This window comes from Bartonella sp. AA86SXKL, from assembly GCF_042196885.1.
This window is the reverse complement of the sequence record NZ_JBHIRE010000007.1, coordinates 22,389-40,363: the sequence shown is the minus strand read 5'-3', so window position 1 is coordinate 40,363 and position 17,975 is coordinate 22,389. Positions and strand designations below refer to the sequence as shown.

At 35.4% G+C, this 17,975-nt stretch carries 16 protein-coding genes and 1 tRNA gene; 7 read left to right on the top strand and 10 right to left on the bottom strand.

Annotated elements, in window-relative coordinates:
- The first annotated feature begins 23 nt into the window (after positions 1-23).
- Positions 24-632: a bifunctional nicotinamidase/pyrazinamidase gene (pncA, locus tag ACFIO5_RS04685; protein ID WP_375618209.1), complete on the top strand. Its 609-nt coding sequence runs from the start codon at positions 24-26 to the stop codon at positions 630-632.
- Between the two features lie 451 nt (positions 633-1,083).
- On the opposite strand, the gene ACFIO5_RS04680 is transcribed toward pncA, so the two are convergent.
- Positions 1,084-2,136: a DUF475 domain-containing protein gene (locus ACFIO5_RS04680; RefSeq protein WP_375633023.1), complete on the bottom strand. Its 1,053-nt coding sequence runs from the start codon at positions 2,134-2,136 to the stop codon at positions 1,084-1,086.
- Positions 2,137-2,494: 358 nt separating this feature from the next.
- On the opposite strand from ACFIO5_RS04680, the gene ACFIO5_RS04675 reads away from it, so the two are divergent.
- On the top strand, positions 2,495-3,034 hold the full coding sequence (locus ACFIO5_RS04675) for a helix-turn-helix domain-containing protein (RefSeq protein ID WP_375611979.1): 540 nt from the start codon (positions 2,495-2,497) through the stop codon (positions 3,032-3,034).
- Positions 3,035-3,425: 391 nt separating this feature from the next.
- On the top strand, positions 3,426-3,605 hold the full coding sequence (locus ACFIO5_RS04670; protein ID WP_142416545.1) for a YegP family protein: 180 nt from the start codon (positions 3,426-3,428) through the stop codon (positions 3,603-3,605).
- A gap of 529 nt (positions 3,606-4,134) precedes the next feature.
- On the opposite strand, the gene ACFIO5_RS04665 is transcribed toward ACFIO5_RS04670, so the two are convergent.
- The 4 genes from ACFIO5_RS04665 to ACFIO5_RS04650 all read right to left on the bottom strand — a co-directional run bounded on the left by ACFIO5_RS04665 (position 4,135) and on the right by ACFIO5_RS04650 (position 5,371).
- Positions 4,135-4,305: a hypothetical protein gene (locus ACFIO5_RS04665; RefSeq protein WP_375621377.1), complete on the bottom strand. Its 171-nt coding sequence runs from the start codon at positions 4,303-4,305 to the stop codon at positions 4,135-4,137.
- A gap of 52 nt (positions 4,306-4,357) precedes the next feature.
- Complete coding sequence (locus tag ACFIO5_RS04660) at positions 4,358-4,669, bottom strand: hypothetical protein (protein WP_375613354.1); 312 nt, start codon at positions 4,667-4,669, stop codon at positions 4,358-4,360.
- A 306-nt stretch (positions 4,670-4,975) separates the two neighbouring features.
- Positions 4,976-5,230: a hypothetical protein gene (locus tag ACFIO5_RS04655; RefSeq protein ID WP_375634632.1), complete on the bottom strand. Its 255-nt coding sequence runs from the start codon at positions 5,228-5,230 to the stop codon at positions 4,976-4,978.
- Positions 5,231-5,245: 15 nt separating this feature from the next.
- A complete protein-coding gene (locus tag ACFIO5_RS04650) occupies positions 5,246-5,371 on the bottom strand; it encodes a hypothetical protein (protein WP_375613352.1) in 126 nt (41 codons plus the stop codon).
- A 609-nt stretch (positions 5,372-5,980) separates the two neighbouring features.
- On the opposite strand from ACFIO5_RS04650, the gene ACFIO5_RS04645 reads away from it, so the two are divergent.
- Positions 5,981-6,295, top strand: coding sequence for a helix-turn-helix domain-containing protein (locus ACFIO5_RS04645; protein ID WP_007347852.1), 315 nt, complete (start codon positions 5,981-5,983; stop codon positions 6,293-6,295).
- Here the strand turns inward: ACFIO5_RS04645 and ACFIO5_RS04640 are convergent.
- Together ACFIO5_RS04640 and ACFIO5_RS04635 are read right to left on the bottom strand one after the other, a co-directional pair.
- Positions 6,219-6,410, bottom strand: a complete 192-nt coding sequence (locus ACFIO5_RS04640) for a hypothetical protein (RefSeq protein WP_375633027.1) — start codon at positions 6,408-6,410, stop codon at positions 6,219-6,221. The two genes, ACFIO5_RS04645 and ACFIO5_RS04640, sit on opposite strands and share 77 nt — an antisense overlap.
- A gap of 1,699 nt (positions 6,411-8,109) precedes the next feature.
- Positions 8,110-8,186: transfer RNA gene (locus ACFIO5_RS04635), tRNA-Ile, on the bottom strand.
- 170 nt (positions 8,187-8,356) lie between these two features.
- Between ACFIO5_RS04635 and ACFIO5_RS04630 the strand changes: the two genes are divergently transcribed.
- A complete protein-coding gene (locus ACFIO5_RS04630; RefSeq protein ID WP_375633029.1) occupies positions 8,357-9,100 on the top strand; it encodes an SIMPL domain-containing protein in 744 nt (247 codons plus the stop codon).
- Positions 9,101-9,129: 29 nt separating this feature from the next.
- Here the strand turns inward: ACFIO5_RS04630 and ACFIO5_RS04625 are convergent, their stop codons facing one another.
- From ACFIO5_RS04625 to dnaG, 3 genes are all read right to left on the bottom strand, one after another.
- Entirely contained in the window at positions 9,130-9,591 is a 462-nt protein-coding gene (locus ACFIO5_RS04625; protein WP_375634634.1) for a YcgN family cysteine cluster protein, read from the bottom strand.
- A 610-nt stretch (positions 9,592-10,201) separates the two neighbouring features.
- Positions 10,202-12,217: an RNA polymerase sigma factor RpoD gene (gene rpoD / locus ACFIO5_RS04620; RefSeq protein WP_375611971.1), complete on the bottom strand. Its 2,016-nt coding sequence runs from the start codon at positions 12,215-12,217 to the stop codon at positions 10,202-10,204.
- A 373-nt stretch (positions 12,218-12,590) separates the two neighbouring features.
- A complete protein-coding gene (gene dnaG / locus ACFIO5_RS04615; RefSeq protein ID WP_375633032.1) occupies positions 12,591-14,528 on the bottom strand; it encodes a DNA primase in 1,938 nt (645 codons plus the stop codon).
- 134 nt (positions 14,529-14,662) lie between these two features.
- Between dnaG and ACFIO5_RS04610 the strand changes: the two genes are divergently transcribed.
- Complete coding sequence (locus tag ACFIO5_RS04610; protein ID WP_375633034.1) at positions 14,663-15,880, top strand: mechanosensitive ion channel family protein; 1,218 nt, start codon at positions 14,663-14,665, stop codon at positions 15,878-15,880.
- Between the two features lie 69 nt (positions 15,881-15,949).
- Positions 15,950-17,641 carry a Na/Pi cotransporter family protein gene (locus ACFIO5_RS04605; protein WP_375633036.1) on the top strand — a complete coding sequence of 564 codons (1,692 nt, stop codon included), beginning with the start codon at positions 15,950-15,952 and terminating at the stop codon, positions 17,639-17,641.
- Positions 17,642-17,975: the final 334 nt, after the last annotated feature.

Below are 17,975 nucleotides of genomic sequence, written 5' to 3'. Positions count from 1 at the left end.
TCATCTCGTATAGGAATATATTTATGGAAAAAAAAGCCTTAATCGTCATTGATGTTCAAAATGACTTCTTACTAGGTGGAGCACTTGCCGTACCACAAGGTGATGCTATTTTACCCGCCGTCAATAATCTCATAAATCATTTTGATCACATTATCTTAACCCAAGACTGGCATCCCAAAAACCATTGCAGCTTTGCTTCCTGCTATCCTGAAAAAAAGCCCTATGATACAGTCACTCTTGACTATGGTCCTCAAATACTTTGGCCTGATCATTGCATACGAGGAACACAAGGAGCAGAATTTCATCCATCTCTTAGAGTGGAAAAGGCACAACTTATCCTTAGAAAAGGCTATAATCAAAAAATGGATAGCTATTCTGCTTTTCTTGAAAATGATCAAAAAACACCAACAGGTTTACAAGTTTATCTTAAAGAACATGGTTTTACTAAGCTCATTATGTGTGGCTTAGCAACTGATTTTTGTGTCGGATTTTCTGCTCTTCACGCTATGCAATGCGGTTTTAAAGTCAGTGTTTCATTAAATGCCTGTGCTGGTATTGATGTAAACGGATCACTAAACACTATGCTTAAAACAATGAACGAAGCCGGTATAGAACTTTTAATGGTCTCTTAAAATATCCTTCTCTAATCTACCATTATAATACACTGATTTATAAAGGATAAATTATTTTGCACATATTTAAGTAAGAGTTCAGAATATCGTAAATTCTCTCATTTCAAACCTGTTTCAAAACCATTCTCTTACACGTTACAAAGAGAATCCAATGTATGAATAGAAATCATTCAAAAAAACAGCAAAAAGGCCTCTTATGAACCATTAATGCAAAAGCTTGTCATAATATTGAAAGCTGGTAAAAAGTATAGCATCAGCTTTCTGTCTTATATTTAGGTCAAAAAGTATCCTAGAGATTGTATATTATTCCCTTCATGGGTAGTATTATGCAATAAACTCAACTTAAAAAAACGCAAATAAGCAATAAAATAGTATTTTATTTTGCATAAAAGACCTCTTTCTATTCAAAGATATGCGATAAACAAAAGTTTGAAAAAGGAAGAGATCTCCATTACTTAGATACAACATGTTTATCCAATTGACGATGCTTAAAACGAATCGAAGAATATAATGCCATTCCAATAATACAGACTCCCACAAGTCCTGTTAAAACTTCAGGAACCGATATAATCGTTTGCAGATACATAATCACTGCAAGAACTAGAATTGCATAAAAAGCACCATGCTCTAAATAACGATAATGCAATAATGTTCCTGATTCAACCAACATAATTGTCATAGAACGAACGTAAAATGCTCCGATACCAAGACCTATCGCAATAATAAAAAGGTTGTGTGAAAAGGCAAAAGCACCAACCACGCCATCGAAAGAAAAACTAGCATCAAGAACTTCTAAATAAAGAAACGCCCCTACTCCCCCGTGAGCTACTGTTGTTAAAGTCTTTTGAGGAGTATCCAAAAGATGACCGACAACTTCAACACCGATAAAGGTCAAAAGTCCATAAAGTGCTGCCAATAAAAAAGTTATTTTATTTTCTGCGTCAATCTGACCTGAAACCAATAAGATCAAAATCAAAACAATTGCAATATCAATTCCAACAAGCGCCCCAAACTTTTGAGCAGGTTTCTCTATAACATTAAGCCAATGCACTTCTTTTTCAGAATCAAAAAAATATTTTAAGCCAACCATCATAAGGAAAGTTCCTCCAAAAGCAGCAATCCCCATATGCGCATCGGTTAAAACTTCAGCATATCGATGTGGTTCCCATATCGCTAATTTGACTGCCGCAATTGGATTAATCCCAACAGCAACGACAACCACCAATAATGGAAAAACAATTCTCATCCCAAATACAGCTATCAAAATGCCCCACATAAGAAAACGACGACGCCACAATGGACTCATTCTACTAAGAACACGCGCATTGATAATAGAATTATCAAAAGATAAAGAAATTTCCAAAACTCCTAAAACAAAGCAAATAAAAAAATATTTAAGAAAACCAGTAATACTTTCCGTTTCAAACCAACCAATAACCCCTCCTAAAAAGACACCAATAATCGTGAAAAAAAAAGCAAACCCAAAATAGCGTAATAGGGCCATGATCATTCCTCAAAGTTTATTTTCTACTTCATCTAAGCACACCCAGTACCAATCCAAAGTTTGCATCTCTTTAAAGTTGCATCTATTAATGCAGAGGTGTATAGAATATATATGGTAAAGTTACATGAAAATTCTCTCAAAAAAAGCAAGAGACAAATGTAGCAACAAGGAATTTTGTTTTGAAGTGAATATCAATTGTCAATACAATAAGTGCAAGATTGCTTTCTAGCTACACAAATAAAAAAACAACAAGAAATTAAAGCTATAATATTGACATTATATCATAGAATATTAATACATAGTGTGCTTTTATTATTTAATGATTTATACCATGATGATTTACCGAGGGAGATAATTCGTGGCACGTCCTGAAACTGAATCAAAAACCATATTTGGAAAACGTTTACGTTATGTACGTCTTGCTTTAGGCGATCCATCACGTGAAACCTTAGCTAAAAGTTTTAGCATGACAAAAAATTCCATTGCTTTTTATGAGCGTGGAGAGAGAGAACCCAATCTTAGTGTCTTACAAACATACCGCACGTTATATGGTGTCAATATTAATTGGCTTTTAACTGGACAAGGAAAAATGTTTGACACCGAATATACAAAAGGTGATTTTGACTGGAATTATTTTATTAAAAAAATCGAGGGGCTGGAAGAAACTCTTGCCGATAGTGATCGTAACGAAAAACTAAATCAAGAAAAAATCGACAGTTCTTATGAAAAATTGCAGCAATATTTGTCAAGACAAGGTTTATCAAATGGTTTTAACCCTAAAACTACAACCTCTCTTATCGATATGAAAGCTAAAATGGCCAATTCTTATACCCTTAGCTTATTCATTGATTTACTCATTCGAAGCGTATCCCAAAAAGAGGTTATAGCTAATCAATAAACGTCTATTTAAAAAGAAAAAACAAGAAATGATTAAACTCTACCAGTATGGAAAAAAGTATTTTTTACTTTATCCTTGCTGGTGAAATTTTATATAATTTATAAACTTTTTTTCTGTAACGACAGAAAAATATTTGCGTTGTAAATGAAAGTATAGTGTCTTTAAATTAAAAAAAATAATTTTATAGTATAAAATTCTCATTCATATCTTATTGACAATAAATTTTTTCTTGTTAAAAGAATAATAGCTCTCATAGAAATTATTTTTTAAGGTCAGAAAATTTAAGGGGAATATATTGACGACTTCCTAGAGAGACATACATTAATGTTTACAAGCGGATTAGTTAAATATTTATCCTGAAAATTATCAGCTATTTTATGAGGTGGGAAGCATGTATTTTGAGGTGTTTCAAGGAGTTCACAATCAATGGTACTGGCGTTTAATCTCAGGAGATGCACAAAAAATTGCTTTTTCTAGTAAAGGTTATCCAACAAAACAAGATATCCTAATCAATATTGAGCAAATAAAAGAAATTACACATAAGGCTCTTATTAGAGAACTACAGTCCTAACGTTCTTTACCATTAAAACAAGCGTCTATTTTGTATAATGGTATGGTAGTCACTTTTGTGATAAATGAAAAGTGATTGATTTCCCCTCAATGAGAGGAAGTTCTGTATTATTTCTGACACTCACAAATAACAGTCATATTCTTACAGATTATATGTTTATTTTCAATCATACTCAAATCTCTATAGTCTTTATCAAAAAGAAAATCTTTTAAGTTTTGTATTTTTCATAAAAAATAAACGCACATGAAGAGAAGATAAATCATCAATGAGAAATATATTTACTCTACAAGATATTAATATCTTTTACGTTCATATTCCTCTTCTGTATCTGATAATCATAACTGACTTACCCATTTCATCTTCATAAAAAGCAAATATCTCTTTCTTTCTATTATCATGCAATTTTTTATACCTATTAGCTGAAACTATCGTAGCATTTATACCTTACATCTAAAAAGAACGTGCAAAATTGTTTCCAGTAATAATATAAAATTGCTGGATTGTATAGACGCGCTTTTTAATAACCAGCCTACCTATAAACTGGTTTATCATCATAAACTCTTATTTTATGATCAACGACGCTCTGTCTTATAAACTTAAATGTTGTCATAAAATCAGAGTAAACTTGAATATTCTCTTCCAATACAATCTCTCCATCAGCACCATAATTGGCTTCATTAAAGTTTATCTCTCTCGTCATTCCAATCTTCCTAACACATTTCCAAACCCTTTAATGCAAAATATGAATACAATCACTCTTTATCATCTTCAGATTTAAGCATTTTTTTATATTTCTTTTCATTTTTTTCATATTGCTTAATTTGTTTTTTCAGTTTTTCAATTGCTTGGTCACGTCTTTTAATCACCATACTTTGCTCTCTAATAGCCCTATCTCGTTCTTCAGTCATCTTCATAGAATCTCTTAAAAACTCATGCTTTATTCTTCTAGATTCCTCTTTTAAAATTTTCACTTGACTGCGATAATATAAAGAAAACCGAAATATAACCCCACTGCACAACAAAACAACAATCATTGCTCCCAATAAAATTTCGTTTACACTCATTTGGATCTCCCTTAATTGTCGCTCAAGTGATCATCTTGACCAATTTGTTTCATCCTCAATCAAAAAAAGAATGCAATAAATTGCATGTTCCAAGTGTGAACAGTCACTCTCGGCGTTCTTATTTTCTCCATTAAAGCATTGATAAATGACGCAAACAAATCTCTGAAAGCGGCTAAATCTACACTCACACCAATTATTTGCGACACGTTTATTGACACAAAATACAAAAAATAAGGAACGTCAAATAAAACTAACGACGCAATCCAATCATACAAGCCTTGCCCAAATCGTTCCTATCTTCCTTTTTTACGCCATGAGGAATGCGGCTATATATGAAAGTTTTTCATTATTACAAAAATCTTCAGTGTCACAAAGCACAGCATTTCTGTAAAATTTTTCCTTCCCACAAATCTTTACATCACCACAAACTAAAGCATCATTATAAACTCGAGCCTTTCTAAAATCACGAGTATCACCACAAAATTCAATACATTGAGCATTCAAAACTTGATCAAAAAAGACCGCATTAGCATAAACATATGCATCTCCACTCATATTCAAATAACGATAAAGTTCTTATTTTTCATAAACATGCGAACTCTTACGAACAACTAAACAACCATATGTTAATGCATTGTTATCAATAACAATATCATTATAAACACAGACTTCATTATAAACCGCAGCATCATAAAAACACATTCATCGCCATAAGGGCATTGATCGAATGTACAATTCTACCAAACAACCACCTTTGTGGATCAGATTACCTTCCTGTTTAATAAAATATCCAAGATCACTTTTTTGATATTTCCCATTTTTTTACGCATATATACGATATACCATCTGATAGTGATCTAATTTATTACAATAAAGAAGAAATCAGTATTCTTTGTCTATGCAATTTACATTTTTTCTACAGCCATTATCCTATCTCTTAAGGCTCTAAAGCTTCGTTATATTCACACACTACCTCAACGCAGAATTTTTTTTACAAATTCTGATGTTGGGGTATATCTTGATTTATAATGCTGCTACGTATACTATCATAGTGAAATCTCATAAACATACGAGTGTGTATCGCCCTTTCTGGTATACACATTTACTTTTTCACAACCGTGGAACTAAGCAACCATTTTTATTGATTCGAATCTGAAAGTGTATGGGGACATTTTGTTATTAGTTAAAAACAACTCTATATGCTTCCTTAGCGAAGAGCTACACATGGATATTTTCACGCTCCTTGTATCATATATTCTGGATTCGCAACGCAATATTAACGCTATAGCGTAAATATGTAAAGGTCTAAAAATGACAAAGACTGAAAAAGATTGGTTCCAACGCTTAGTTGAATTAATAAAAAGTGACGGACGAACAATGATTGAAATAAGCAGAGCTGCAGGCTGTGGACAAAATTACGTCCAACAAATGATAAATGGAGGCAAGAGGCCTTCTGTAGACAAACTCATGGCTATTTTGAATACACTGGGAAATGCTAGTGCCATATATGTAATAACTGGTTTCAACATCTCCGATGAAGACTTAAAACTCATAACTTTGATTTCGTCTGGAGATAAAAAGAAGATTGAAGCCTTAAATGTTCTGTTGAATGAGCAGAATCTGTAGAATCTGTAGAATTTTCTACTTTATCCAATATCGCTTGCTTTTGAGACGTCGATAAAGACTCCCATTTCACAATAATATCAGATAAAGTTGTTTCAAATTTTTTATCATTCTTCATAGTCATACTCCATGTAGTCACACTATATAACGCTAAAGCGTTTAAAATATATCTCATACCTTAGAAAAAAATATTTGCAATAGGCAGTATGGAAGCAATTGTGTACAAACTTATTTTACAAAATCAGATGAAGTTCTATTAGTCATGCACCATGGTGAAACAGAAAGCATCACACGATCCAGACCTTCTTATGAAAATTGGTATAATCTATCAAAAACGCGAATAATGTTACGCAGATCTTGCGATTCGGACCAATAAAAACTAATGTGAAAATATCCCTGAAGACACTCCTGAACTCTATATAAGAGAACACGAAAAAGCTTTTTGAAAAAAATACATCACAATTTATTCTACATAGCACCATCTATATTTTTTTAACAATATTGCAAAGCAAGAATATAACAATGTTATAGGAATAAATTCTTATAAACAGAGCCACATTACCTAAAACTCTGTAACACGTTTACAGGTAACCTCCCCTCTAAACGCCCCTTGTAAATACTAATATAAGTCTCTATCATAAGCAAAAATGATACTATTAAAAAATAAAACGAATCACCACGCACAATCTTTGTACGTAAATTTTATACAGATTTACAACAAGAGAGAAATTCCCTTATGCAAATTATGAAGAATTATATTTTCAAAGTATGACTTTGAAGAAAAAGTATACTTTTCCAAAAAAACACCCTCCCTGCCAATAATTTTTCATAAGAGAAAAAACTCATAATAAAGATAAAACTCTCTATACGATCAATACGAGAAAAATGTTAGCAATACAAAAAAGTGCTAGGGTTACCGCAATATTGCCAATTCCTTATGAGAGTAAAATCAAAAAAGACGTCTGTTCTTCAATAATAATTCGGATCACATGAAAACTCTATAATTTAAACTTTAAGCAAAAAATACACAAAAACAGAAAATGGCATTTTAATGAATTTTCTAATATCATAGAAAATATTTCTTAAAGAATAATAAAATGCTTATTACAATAGAATCTGGATGATGCAAAGCGATAGAAATAATCACTCAATTGACTTTTCAAAGAACAATTAATAAAATTCTTTTCAGAGAACACGCCACCGTCACTATGAACAATATTTCTCAAAATATCAAATAGAATTCCTTTCTTGGAAAAAAAATATCAACAAATGTTATTATCATCGTTGCCCCATGATACATATGAATGCCCATAGATCACATTCTCTTATACACTAACCTTTCATCACGATGATGCTATTCGAACGTCTAAAAGACCTTAGCATCACTTAAGAAAAAAGCAAATTTACACTAAATGTTTTTTGAGCCATTTGTTCTGAACAGGTCCAATCTTTAAAATTGGTTTTATTGAGGTCTATTTATTTGCAGAACAAGTATAAATAAACTTATCCAATGAAGCTTTTAGCCTTCTATTTTATGAAGAACACCACACAGAAAAAGTACAAAACAGTATATGAATTAAGAAAGTAAATAGCGCCCCATATCAGTTAATCCAAATGCTAAAAGGTTGCAAATGAGAGAACTCCTTTGATGAGACTAAGAAAACATACCATCATATTAAAGCGACTGAGAGAAAAAACTGCAACAAACAACGACCAAAAGCTTCTAAAACAAACAGGAAAATAAATAAAAAACAAAAAAGGTAGAATCTCAAAACTTTTATATAAGCGATCCATTTTTCTATTGGACATTTCCCTATTGGTGGGCCCGGAGGGACTCGAACCCCCAACCAAGCGGTTATGAGCCGCTGGCTCTAACCAATTGAGCTACAGGCCCCACATAGGTTGTTTCTCTCTAAACTAAAATGCCCTATGATACAAGAGCTGACAAAGATTATAACCCATCTTTTTCTCTTTTCTATTGGTTTTTTTTTCAGTGCTCTAATTTCTTTACAAAAACTCTTAAAAATGAGAGAATAATTAACTGACAAATATAAAGGTATAGATATGATAGAAAAGAAAATTCAACCACTGAAGGGTTCTCTGGTTAAAACAGTTATATTAGCATTTACACTCTTAGCCACATCGTTGACTGTACGTGCTTATGCTGAAGAAAATAAAATGAAAAATGCAACGATTACAGTGACAGCAATCGGAGAAAGTCAAGCAGCACCGGATATGGCCATTATTAATCTAGCCGTTGTTACCTATGACAAAACTGCCCAAAAGGCATTAGCTTCCAATAATCAATCCATCAATGATATTATAAACGCTTTTAAAAACAATGGCATCCAAGAAAATGATTTGCAAACATCAGGCTTATCCATTTATCAGTCGACCTCTGATAAACACCACGAAAAAAAGAATAATGAAAAACTCTATCATGTTTCAAATTCTTTAACCGTGCGCATTCGTGATCTTACCAATGCTGGTAAAATCTTTGATCAAGCGATGACACTAGGTGTTAATTCAGTTAACGGCATTACTTTTACCAACGCAGATACAAAGCCATTTTATCAAGAAGCACGTAAAAAAGCCATTACTGAAGCCATTGAAAAAGCGCAAACGATAGCGCAAGCAGCCGATTTAAAATTAGGAAAAATTATTGAAATCAATGAAAAGGATGATTACTATCACCCAACACCACGGCTCATGAGTAGAGCAGCAGATGTAAGCTACGCAAATACAAATTTTGCAGGTGGTGAATTAAATTATAACGTGAGCGTCACTGTAGTCTTTGCGATCGATTAAGTCACAAACAAGTTGTATAAAAAATCATATTACTGGCCTTCACGTAGAAGACCAGTAATATGATAAAGATAATCTTCCTCAGATAATAATTCGTCTTCGTAAATCTCTATTTGTCCGCGTGCAGAAATATGCGCTGTATGTATCGTCTGACAATCCCCTGATACCAATGGATGCCACCAATGAAGATCTTTTCCCTCATAAATTAATCTATAAGCACAACTTTCTGGAAGCCAACGCGCTGTTTTAACTATCGTAATATCTAGCGATATACAATCTGGTACAATTGATTTACGATGAGCATAATCTCGACACCTGCAAGTTTGCCCATCTAAAAGACGACAAGCAATACTGGTTGCATAAAGGTCACCCGTATCATCGTCCTCAACTTTATGGAGACAACAACGGCCACAGCCATCACAAAGGCTCTCCCACTCAGAAATGGAAATCTCTTCTAATTTTTTTACTTTCCAAAAGGGAAGTTCTCCACTCATAAACTCAGACACACCTTTTTTAATTAAGACGATCTATAAAAAATGAAACGTTTAATTTCTATAATTTCATCTATTTCTGTCTCTTAAAAAGATTCAACTCAATGTATACTTTAAACCATGTTCTTAAAAGCTATCTGAATAAAAAGAGAATATTCAAAAATAGCGCATATAAATGAACATAACCTATTGAAACATCTCTTTGTAAACTTAACGAAGAATAAAATGCGTCACCTAAAATGATAGAAAAATTCCGCAAAGAATATACATTTTTCATCAAAAAGTCCGTATGTTGCAATATAAGTTTATTCCTAATAGATCTCATTTCTTAAAAACGAGCCGCGCTATACGCAAGGTAATGTTTTTATCGTTCATTTCTTGAAAGCCCCCTACTCTCTACTCCATAACCACCCTTTGCCCTATATCTATTCTTTTGAGACAGAGAAGTATAAAGCCCCAAAGCTAAGAAAAACATTAAACATCGTAAACTTTCTAGATTGTTCAAATTCTTCCTATGTTTTTCTCAAGAAAGTATCCAAGTACAACATGAAGCACCTCCCCCCTTCATTAAGAAGAAGGAGGAAGTTATTAAAATGCACACGAATTCCTTTATTTAAGAATCGAGAAAACTGCGCAATTTTCGTGAACGGCTAGGATGTTTCAATTTACGAAGTGCCTTTGCTTCAATCTGACGAATACGCTCTCTTGTAACTGAAAATTGTTGTCCTACTTCTTCCAACGTGTGATCTGTATTCATCCCTATTCCAAAACGCATCCGCAAAACACGTTCTTCTCGCGGTGTTAATGAAGCAAGAACGCGTGTTGTCGTATCTCGCAGATTAGCTTGGATAGCAGCATCAATTGGTAATAACGCATTCCTATCCTCAATAAAATCACCCAAATGGGAATCATCTTCATCACCAACAGGCGTTTCGAGAGAAATAGGTTCTTTTGCAATTTTAAGAACTTTTCGTACTTTTTCTAACGGCATAGAAAGCTTGCTAGATAATTCTTCTGGTGTTGGTTCTCGTCCAATTTCATGGAGAATCTGACGCGAGGTACGAACAATTTTATTAATTGTTTCAATCATATGAACAGGAATACGAATTGTACGTGCCTGATCAGCAATTGAACGTGTAATAGCTTGACGAATCCACCATGTTGCATAAGTTGAAAATTTGTAGCCGCGCCGATATTCAAACTTATCCACAGCCTTCATCAAACCGATATTGCCCTCTTGAATAAGATCAAGAAACTGCAAACCACGATTGGTGTATTTTTTTGCAATTGAAATGACAAGACGCAAATTAGATTCTACCATCTCTTTTTTTGCAATTGTTGATTCGCGTTCACCTTTCTGCACCTGCATAACAATCCGACGAAATTCACCAATCGAAATAGCCGTTTCTTGCGCAAGATTTTGTATCTCACTTCGCAGTTTTTGGATTTCTTTTGCTTCACGCACCGAAAACTCTTTCCAACCAGGTGTAGGCAAAGCAGCAATATAATTCATCCAATCTGCGTCCAATTCACGCCCTTGGTATTCTTTTAAAAAGTCCTCATGGCCAATGCCATAGCTATTGGCAATCCGTTTCAGCTTACCTTCATTATGAATCAATCTCTTATTGATGTCATAAAGCTGTTCAACCAAAGCTTCGATACGATTTTGGTTTAAAGAAAGAGATTTTACTGCTTGAATCAACTCACCCTTTAATTGAATATATTTCTTCTTCTGAGAAGATGTAAGGGCCCCCTCTTTACGCTCTGCCAAACTGCTTTCAACATGCTGATCTTGTAATTTTCGTAATTTTACATAGGTTTGAGCAATAAAATCCAATGTTTCCATAACTTGAGGACAAAGTTCATTTTCCATTGCAGCAAGCGATAAGTTAACATCGTCCTCGTCCTCTTCATCATCGTCTTCAATGTTTCTCTCTCCTGCGCTCTCCCCCATATTACGTATACCAGAAGACATTTTTTCTTCTACGGTCTTATCAACTTCACTTCGCTCAATAACAGGAGCCTGCTTTGCTTCTGGACCAGCATAAGTCGTTTCAAGATCAATAATTTCACGAAGAAGAATACGCTGCTCTTTTAACTCGTCACGCCAGATAATAAGAGCCTGAAAAGTCAAAGGACTCTCACAAAGTCCCGCAATCATTGTCTCACGCCCTGCTTCAATACGCTTAGCAATGGCAATTTCGCCTTCCCGCGAAAGAAGCTCAACAGCTCCCATCTCACGCAAATACATACGCACCGGATCATCCGTACGATCTGTTACTTCGCGTTTATTCGTTGTCGTTGCAATTGCGTGGCTAGAGGCTTCTACTAAATCACCCCCCTCTACCGTAACTTCTTCTTCATAATTTTCAGACTCAACTTCATCCTCATCATCCACAACATTAACCCCCATCTCAGAGAACATCGCCAAGATATCTTCAATTTGTTCGGATGTAACCTCGTCAGAAGGAAGAACTGCATTGAGTTCATCCATTGTTACGTAACCATTTTTTTTGGCAAGTTTAATCATTTTCTTGATGGCATCATCAGAAAAATCAAGAAGAGGACTATCCAAACTCGCTTGGTTTGTTACTTCTGCATTATCTTTCTGTTTAACCTTTGTTGCCATACCATAACTCCACTCGATCACTTCACAGTTTCCATGTGACCAGTTTTTTTGTTCTCACTAAAATCTACCAATAGTTACTCATATATACTTCCTGTTAAGAGATTACCATTGGAAAGAATACATTTTGTATACGCCCTGACATCCAGACAAACTTGACATCCAGACAAAAACGCGGGAAAACTCCAGAAGTTTCCCCGACACCTCTCAGCCCTTCTGAGATAATCTCTGCACCCTATCGTAAGAACCAATTTCCCGCTTTTCCTAAAATTTACCCGCTTTTCCTAAAATTTAATTGTCATCTTTATAAAAATGTCACTCCACATAAACTTCCTCATCTAAAATTTAAGTGACTGATTCGCATTAAAAAAGCGAATCATTTTATCGTATCTTGTGTATTCCCGTCTATTTTTTCATCCAACCAACTTCCAAATCCTTCAATTAACGCTTCTGTTGCCTGCATCTGCTCCAGCTCATTTTTTACCTCACGAAGCAGATCAAAAACCTCACTCTTAGGATTTTCTACAAGTTGCTCTTCAATATCCTGTAACCTCTTATGTAGGTGGTGTTCTTGAAGATGCAAGTAGACAGCTTGTTTTAATATAGCACGCGCATCTTCTATAGGGGCTCCACCAGGAATAATACGCATACCAATATTTTGCACAAGATGTTTCATACGCTCTAACAGAGCCTTTTGCCCTCTTTTTTCTAAGAACGCAACCATCGTCTCTTTATCATGAAGCTGTTGGTCCCCAAGAATTTCCAACATAGCTTGATGAAAAATTATCAATTGAGTATTTTTTAATTCTAATTCAGAAAGAATTTCAAAATTTTCATACCACAACTCAGGATAGTAAGCTAAAGTGAGTAAAATCACTGCTTCACGCAAAGGGATAGATTGCGAAGAATTTCGTACTATTTCAGAATTTGCTAACAGAGAAAAGGTTTGATCTTTAAAGGTCCTATTTGGTGAAGATTGACCATATCGCCCTTCCCCCTTTTGTTTTGAAAAAGAGGAACGAAAAAAATCAAAAAGGCGTTTTTTTACATCTTGCAAATAATAACGACGGACATCTTCATCCTTAATCGTAAAAATTTGTTGTTTTAGTTGTTTTTCTAGCGCTGCTCGTGCCTCTGGAATTTCAAAATGCTTTCCATAGGTAGCACGCCACCATAAAAGCTCACTCAAAGGAATAGCTTTTTGCAAAAAAGAAGAAAAAAGCTGTGCTCCACCAGCACAAACAATTTCATCAGGATCTTTCCCTTGTGGCAATAAAACAAAGCGTACACAAACCCCAGCCTTTAAAAGAGGCAACACACGATCAGCAACACGAAAGGCAGCTTTTAAACCAGCATCATCACCATCAAAACACAAAATAGGTTCCTTCCCCATCTGCCATAAAAGCTCAATTTGCGCTTCCGTTAATGCTGTCCCTAAGGGTGCTACAACTCCTTCAAAACCAGCTTTAGTCAATGCAATGACATCCATATACCCCTCAACAACAAGGAGTGAATGAATTTTTTCATCGCCAACAAAGCGACTATTTTTGCGAGCTGCTGCCGCGTTATAAAGTATATTTCCTTTATGAAACAGCACTGTTTCAGGGCTATTGAGATATTTTGCTTGTGTCTCTTTCTCTAATGCACGCCCTCCGAAAGCCACCACACGTCCGCGCAAATCTTCGATAGGAAACATAATGCGATTTCTAAATCGGTCATAAGAATCCGCGCTCTCCTCATGCACTGAGAGAAGCCCACATTCTTCCATTTGCTTTATTGAAATGCCCCGTGCACTCAAAGCTTCTTTCAAAGCTGTACGCCTTACCGGTGCAAAACCAATGCGGAAACGCTCTACAAGCTCTGGTGTAACACCACGTGCATCCAGATAACGACGTGCTTGCATACCTCCTTTATCGCGTAAATTATATTGAAAAAAATCTGTGGCAATTTTCATCACATCATAAAGGTCAGCTTTTTCCAGTTGACGTTTATGACTTTGTGAATCCAAAATAGGGAGTTTCATTCCCGCAAAATCAGCCAAACGCTCTACACTTTCTGAAAAGTGCAGTCCATCAAGCTCACACAAAAAGGTAAAAATATCTCCACTTACACCACAACCAAAACAATAATAGCGCCCTTTATGATCATCACAATGAAAACTTGGCGTTTTTTCACCATGAAATGGACAACAACACCAAAAGTCTCCCCGTGAAGGCTTACTTTTTCGAGGATCAAAATCCACCCGTTGACCAATCACTGTTGAAATTGGGAGTCTCGTACGCAGTTCATTAAGGAAATCGGGCGGAAAACGCATTATCTCTCACAGAGTTTGAAAATTCTTTTTTGCATATTTAACGACTTTAGAGCATAATTCCAATACTTCCTCTTAAGCAGTTGTAAAATTTTAACCCCTCAACTGCATATATTTTTAGAAATGGAGAATAAAAAGTGATCGAATTTATTGCTCAATATCCGTGGTTAGAGGCTATTTCTTGGCTTGTTATTCTTACTATAGCTGCCCTTTTAGTGAACTTTCTAGGACGAAAATTACTTATTCACGGAGCAAAAAAACTCTCTTCTTTTCTCCCCAAAAATACAACGATCGATATTAATAATGCTATTCAATACATAGCGGATATCATTTCAGCTTTTATTCTTTCAATTGGTGTTAATTTTATCTCAACATTGCCCGATGCATTTAGCACTGTCATTGGTAATGTTGCCAACGCCTTCATTATCTTCTTTGTCGTCCTGACAATTTCTTCCTGTCTCAATGTCATTAACATCCTTTACGAACAACGACCAACAGCACGACTAAAACCAATAAAAGGTTATATTCAAATTGCTAAAATTGCACTTTTTGCTGTGGCAACAATTTTAATGGTCGCTACATTGATTGACCGCTCCCCTCTTATTCTCTTCTCCGGTCTTGGTGCAATGGCCGCGGTTCTCATGTTAATTTTTCAAGATACGCTTCTTTCTCTCGTTGCCGGTATTCAAATTTCATCCACTGATATGGTTCGTGTTGGGGATTGGATTGAAATCCCCAATCTCGGTGCCGATGGTGATGTTATTGAAATTGCCTTGCATACTGTTAAAGTTCAAAATTTCGACAACACCATCACCTCAGTTCCTATCCGCAAACTTGTGACCGACCCTTTTAAAAATTGGCGTGGAATGCAAGAATCGGGTGGAAGACGCATCAAACGCTCTCTTTTTATTGATCAATCAAGTATCCATTTTCTCACAAAAGAAGAACAAAAATATCTTTCCCGATTTAATTTATTAGAAAATTATTTCACGCAAAAAGTAGCAGAAATTGATCAATGGAATGCTCAATTAGATAAAAATCATGATATCTTAGCCAATACGCGCCGTTTAACCAACATTGGAACTTTTCGTGCTTATGTTTTTGCTTATCTACAACAGCATCTAAACATCAACCCTAATATGACCTATATGGCACGACAATTACCTCCTACAGAAAATGGTTTACCCTTAGAAATCTATTGCTTTACGAACACCACCGTTTGGATCGACTATGAACAAATTCAAGGCGATATCTTTGATCACCTCTATTCCATTCTACCCTGTTTCGGTCTAAAAGTTTTTCAAAATCCAAGCGGTTATGATTTTAATCAAGTATTAAAAGCAAAAGTGAAATAAAAACAATAAACTTCAATTTATTAATTTGAGGCAACCACATTCACAACAACAAAGAAAGAATAAAGTATCATGAATGGTTCATTGGTACTCCTTCATCTTGCCGGCGCTATTTCTTTACTTCTCTGGGCCACACGCATGGTGCGCACAGGAGTTGAACGCGCCTATGGTGACAGACTTAAATATAAAATGTGCCACGTCGTTTCAAAACCATTGTTTGCCGTAAGTTTTGGGCTTTTTACAGCAATGATTTTACAAAGCTCTACAGCAATAACACTCCTCGTTGGCTCTTTCGTTGAATCTGGTTTTGTCTCTGGGGTAGCAGGACTTATGGCTGTACGTGGAGGAGAATTAGGATCAGCAATCGTTGTAAAAATTCTCACCTATGACCTCACTCTTGTTGTACCCTTGTGTCTTTTAATTGGCACTTGTATCTTCATGACAACAGAAAAACGTGAATGGCGTCAAATAGGACGTATTGTCATCGGTATTGGTCTTTTGATTTTATCTTTAGAGATGATAAGTACCGCGACAGAACCTTTACGTGAAAGCGAAATTTTGCCTAGCATCATTCGTTATCTTTCAACCGATCCTATTTCCACTTTTTTGTTGGCTGCTGGCTTAACCTACCTCTTACATTCGTCCATTGCAGGAATCATTTTGCTGGTCAATTTTGCCAACTACGATCTTATCCATACGCAACTCTGTGTTGTCATGGTTCTTGGTGTCAACTTTGGCTCTTCTCTTATAGCACCACTTTTAACGCGCAACGCCTCTCCTAATACCCGCCTCGTTCCCTTAGGAAATTTACTCATGCGTGGGGCAGGGTCAATCCTTATACTTATCTTATTTCTCTCCTTTCACCCTCCCATCACATGGCTTGGCAATAACGCCCCTACTCAAGTGATCAACGCCCATATCATTTTTAATGTTTTCATTCTCCTTGCTGGAATACCGCTTTCAAAATGGGTTTTAAAATTAACCACTCAGATCGTGAATATAAGTGCAAAAAAAATGCAAGCCGACAAAAGGCTCAATTTATCTGATCAAACAGCTCTTGATGACAGTGTTCTTGATCGCCCAACTCTCGCCCTCTCGAATGTCATGCGTGAAGTCATTCATATTTGTGATCTTGTAGACATCATGCTAGAAAAAATTATGGGACTTTATGAAAAGCCTGATCCCAATATTATTCGTGAACTCAACCAACTCAACACCATATTGGACAAAAAACATATCGCCATCAAACTTTATCTGGCCCGATTAGCGGGACAAAAATTATCTGACGAAGAAGCTCTTCAAACGCAAGAACTTCTAGGCGCCTGTATAAAATTAGACCAAGCAGGCGATATCATTATTCATAATATGTTGATGCTGGTTAAAAAGAAACAACAAAAAGGTTTACAGTTCAGCAGCGAGGGCTGGAGTGACCTCCTTCGTTTCCACGCCATTGTACTAGCCAACGCGCATATAGCATTTAACGTTCTCGTCTCACGTGATACACACACTGCACACCTATTGGTACAAAAAAAAGATCAACTACGAAACTTAGAAAAAGAGATGAGTTTAAAACATTTTAAACGTCTGCGTGAAGGGGATCTCAAAAATGTAGAATCATCCAGTCTTCATCTCGACACTGTGCGCGACCTCAAACAAATCAACTCTCTTTTGACCTCAATGATCTACCCCATTTTAGAAGAACAGGGACTTCTTCAAAGTTCTCGTCTACGCAACCCTGCTGAAGAACAAGCAGAAAAAACTTAAACTTTTCAAATAACTTGAATAAAACACACATCACATCGATTATTCAATTTTGAATATGGTCAAGATATTGATTTAATCAAAATATCTTATTATTCGACAATTTAAATGAGCTTTCTTCATCGTAAGTTTCTTTCATTTAAAATCTATTCATGATGAATTGCTCAAAGTCATTTGCTTGCACATTACAAACAAAGCAGCATGTAGAATAGAACTCTTGAAGAAAGACGTAAAAATGCCTAACCATATCAAAGCCAAAACTGTTAAACACATAAAGAATAGGTCAAGAGTATGATAGTTCTAACTTAAACCCGCCTTGTAAAAAGGGAACCGCTTC

Coding starts and splice junctions, on each gene's coding strand:
- ACFIO5_RS04625 (WP_375634634.1), bottom strand. CDS start 9,591: ATGAGTGGAGAACTTCCCTTTTGGAAAGTAAAAAAATTAGAAGAGATT.
- ACFIO5_RS04670 (WP_142416545.1), top strand. CDS start 3,426: ATGTATTTTGAGGTGTTTCAAGGAGTTCACAATCAATGGTACTGGCGT.
- ACFIO5_RS04605 (WP_375633036.1), top strand. CDS start 15,950: ATGAATGGTTCATTGGTACTCCTTCATCTTGCCGGCGCTATTTCTTTA.
- ACFIO5_RS04640 (WP_375633027.1), bottom strand. CDS start 6,410: ATGAAGAATGATAAAAAATTTGAAACAACTTTATCTGATATTATTGTG.
- ACFIO5_RS04660 (WP_375613354.1), bottom strand. CDS start 4,669: ATGAGTGTAAACGAAATTTTATTGGGAGCAATGATTGTTGTTTTGTTG.
- pncA (WP_375618209.1), top strand. CDS start 24: ATGGAAAAAAAAGCCTTAATCGTCATTGATGTTCAAAATGACTTCTTA.
- ACFIO5_RS04650 (WP_375613352.1), bottom strand. CDS start 5,371: ATGTGTTTTTATGATGCTGCGGTTTATAATGAAGTCTGTGTTTATAAT.
- ACFIO5_RS04680 (WP_375633023.1), bottom strand. CDS start 2,136: ATGGCCCTATTACGCTATTTTGGGTTTGCTTTTTTTTTCACGATTATT.
- rpoD (WP_375611971.1), bottom strand. CDS start 12,217: ATGGCAACAAAGGTTAAACAGAAAGATAATGCAGAAGTAACAAACCAA.
- dnaG (WP_375633032.1), bottom strand. CDS start 14,528: ATGCGTTTTCCGCCCGATTTCCTTAATGAACTGCGTACGAGACTCCCA.
- ACFIO5_RS04645 (WP_007347852.1), top strand. CDS start 5,981: ATGACAAAGACTGAAAAAGATTGGTTCCAACGCTTAGTTGAATTAATA.
- ACFIO5_RS04665 (WP_375621377.1), bottom strand. CDS start 4,305: ATGACGAGAGAGATAAACTTTAATGAAGCCAATTATGGTGCTGATGGA.
- ACFIO5_RS04630 (WP_375633029.1), top strand. CDS start 8,357: ATGATAGAAAAGAAAATTCAACCACTGAAGGGTTCTCTGGTTAAAACA.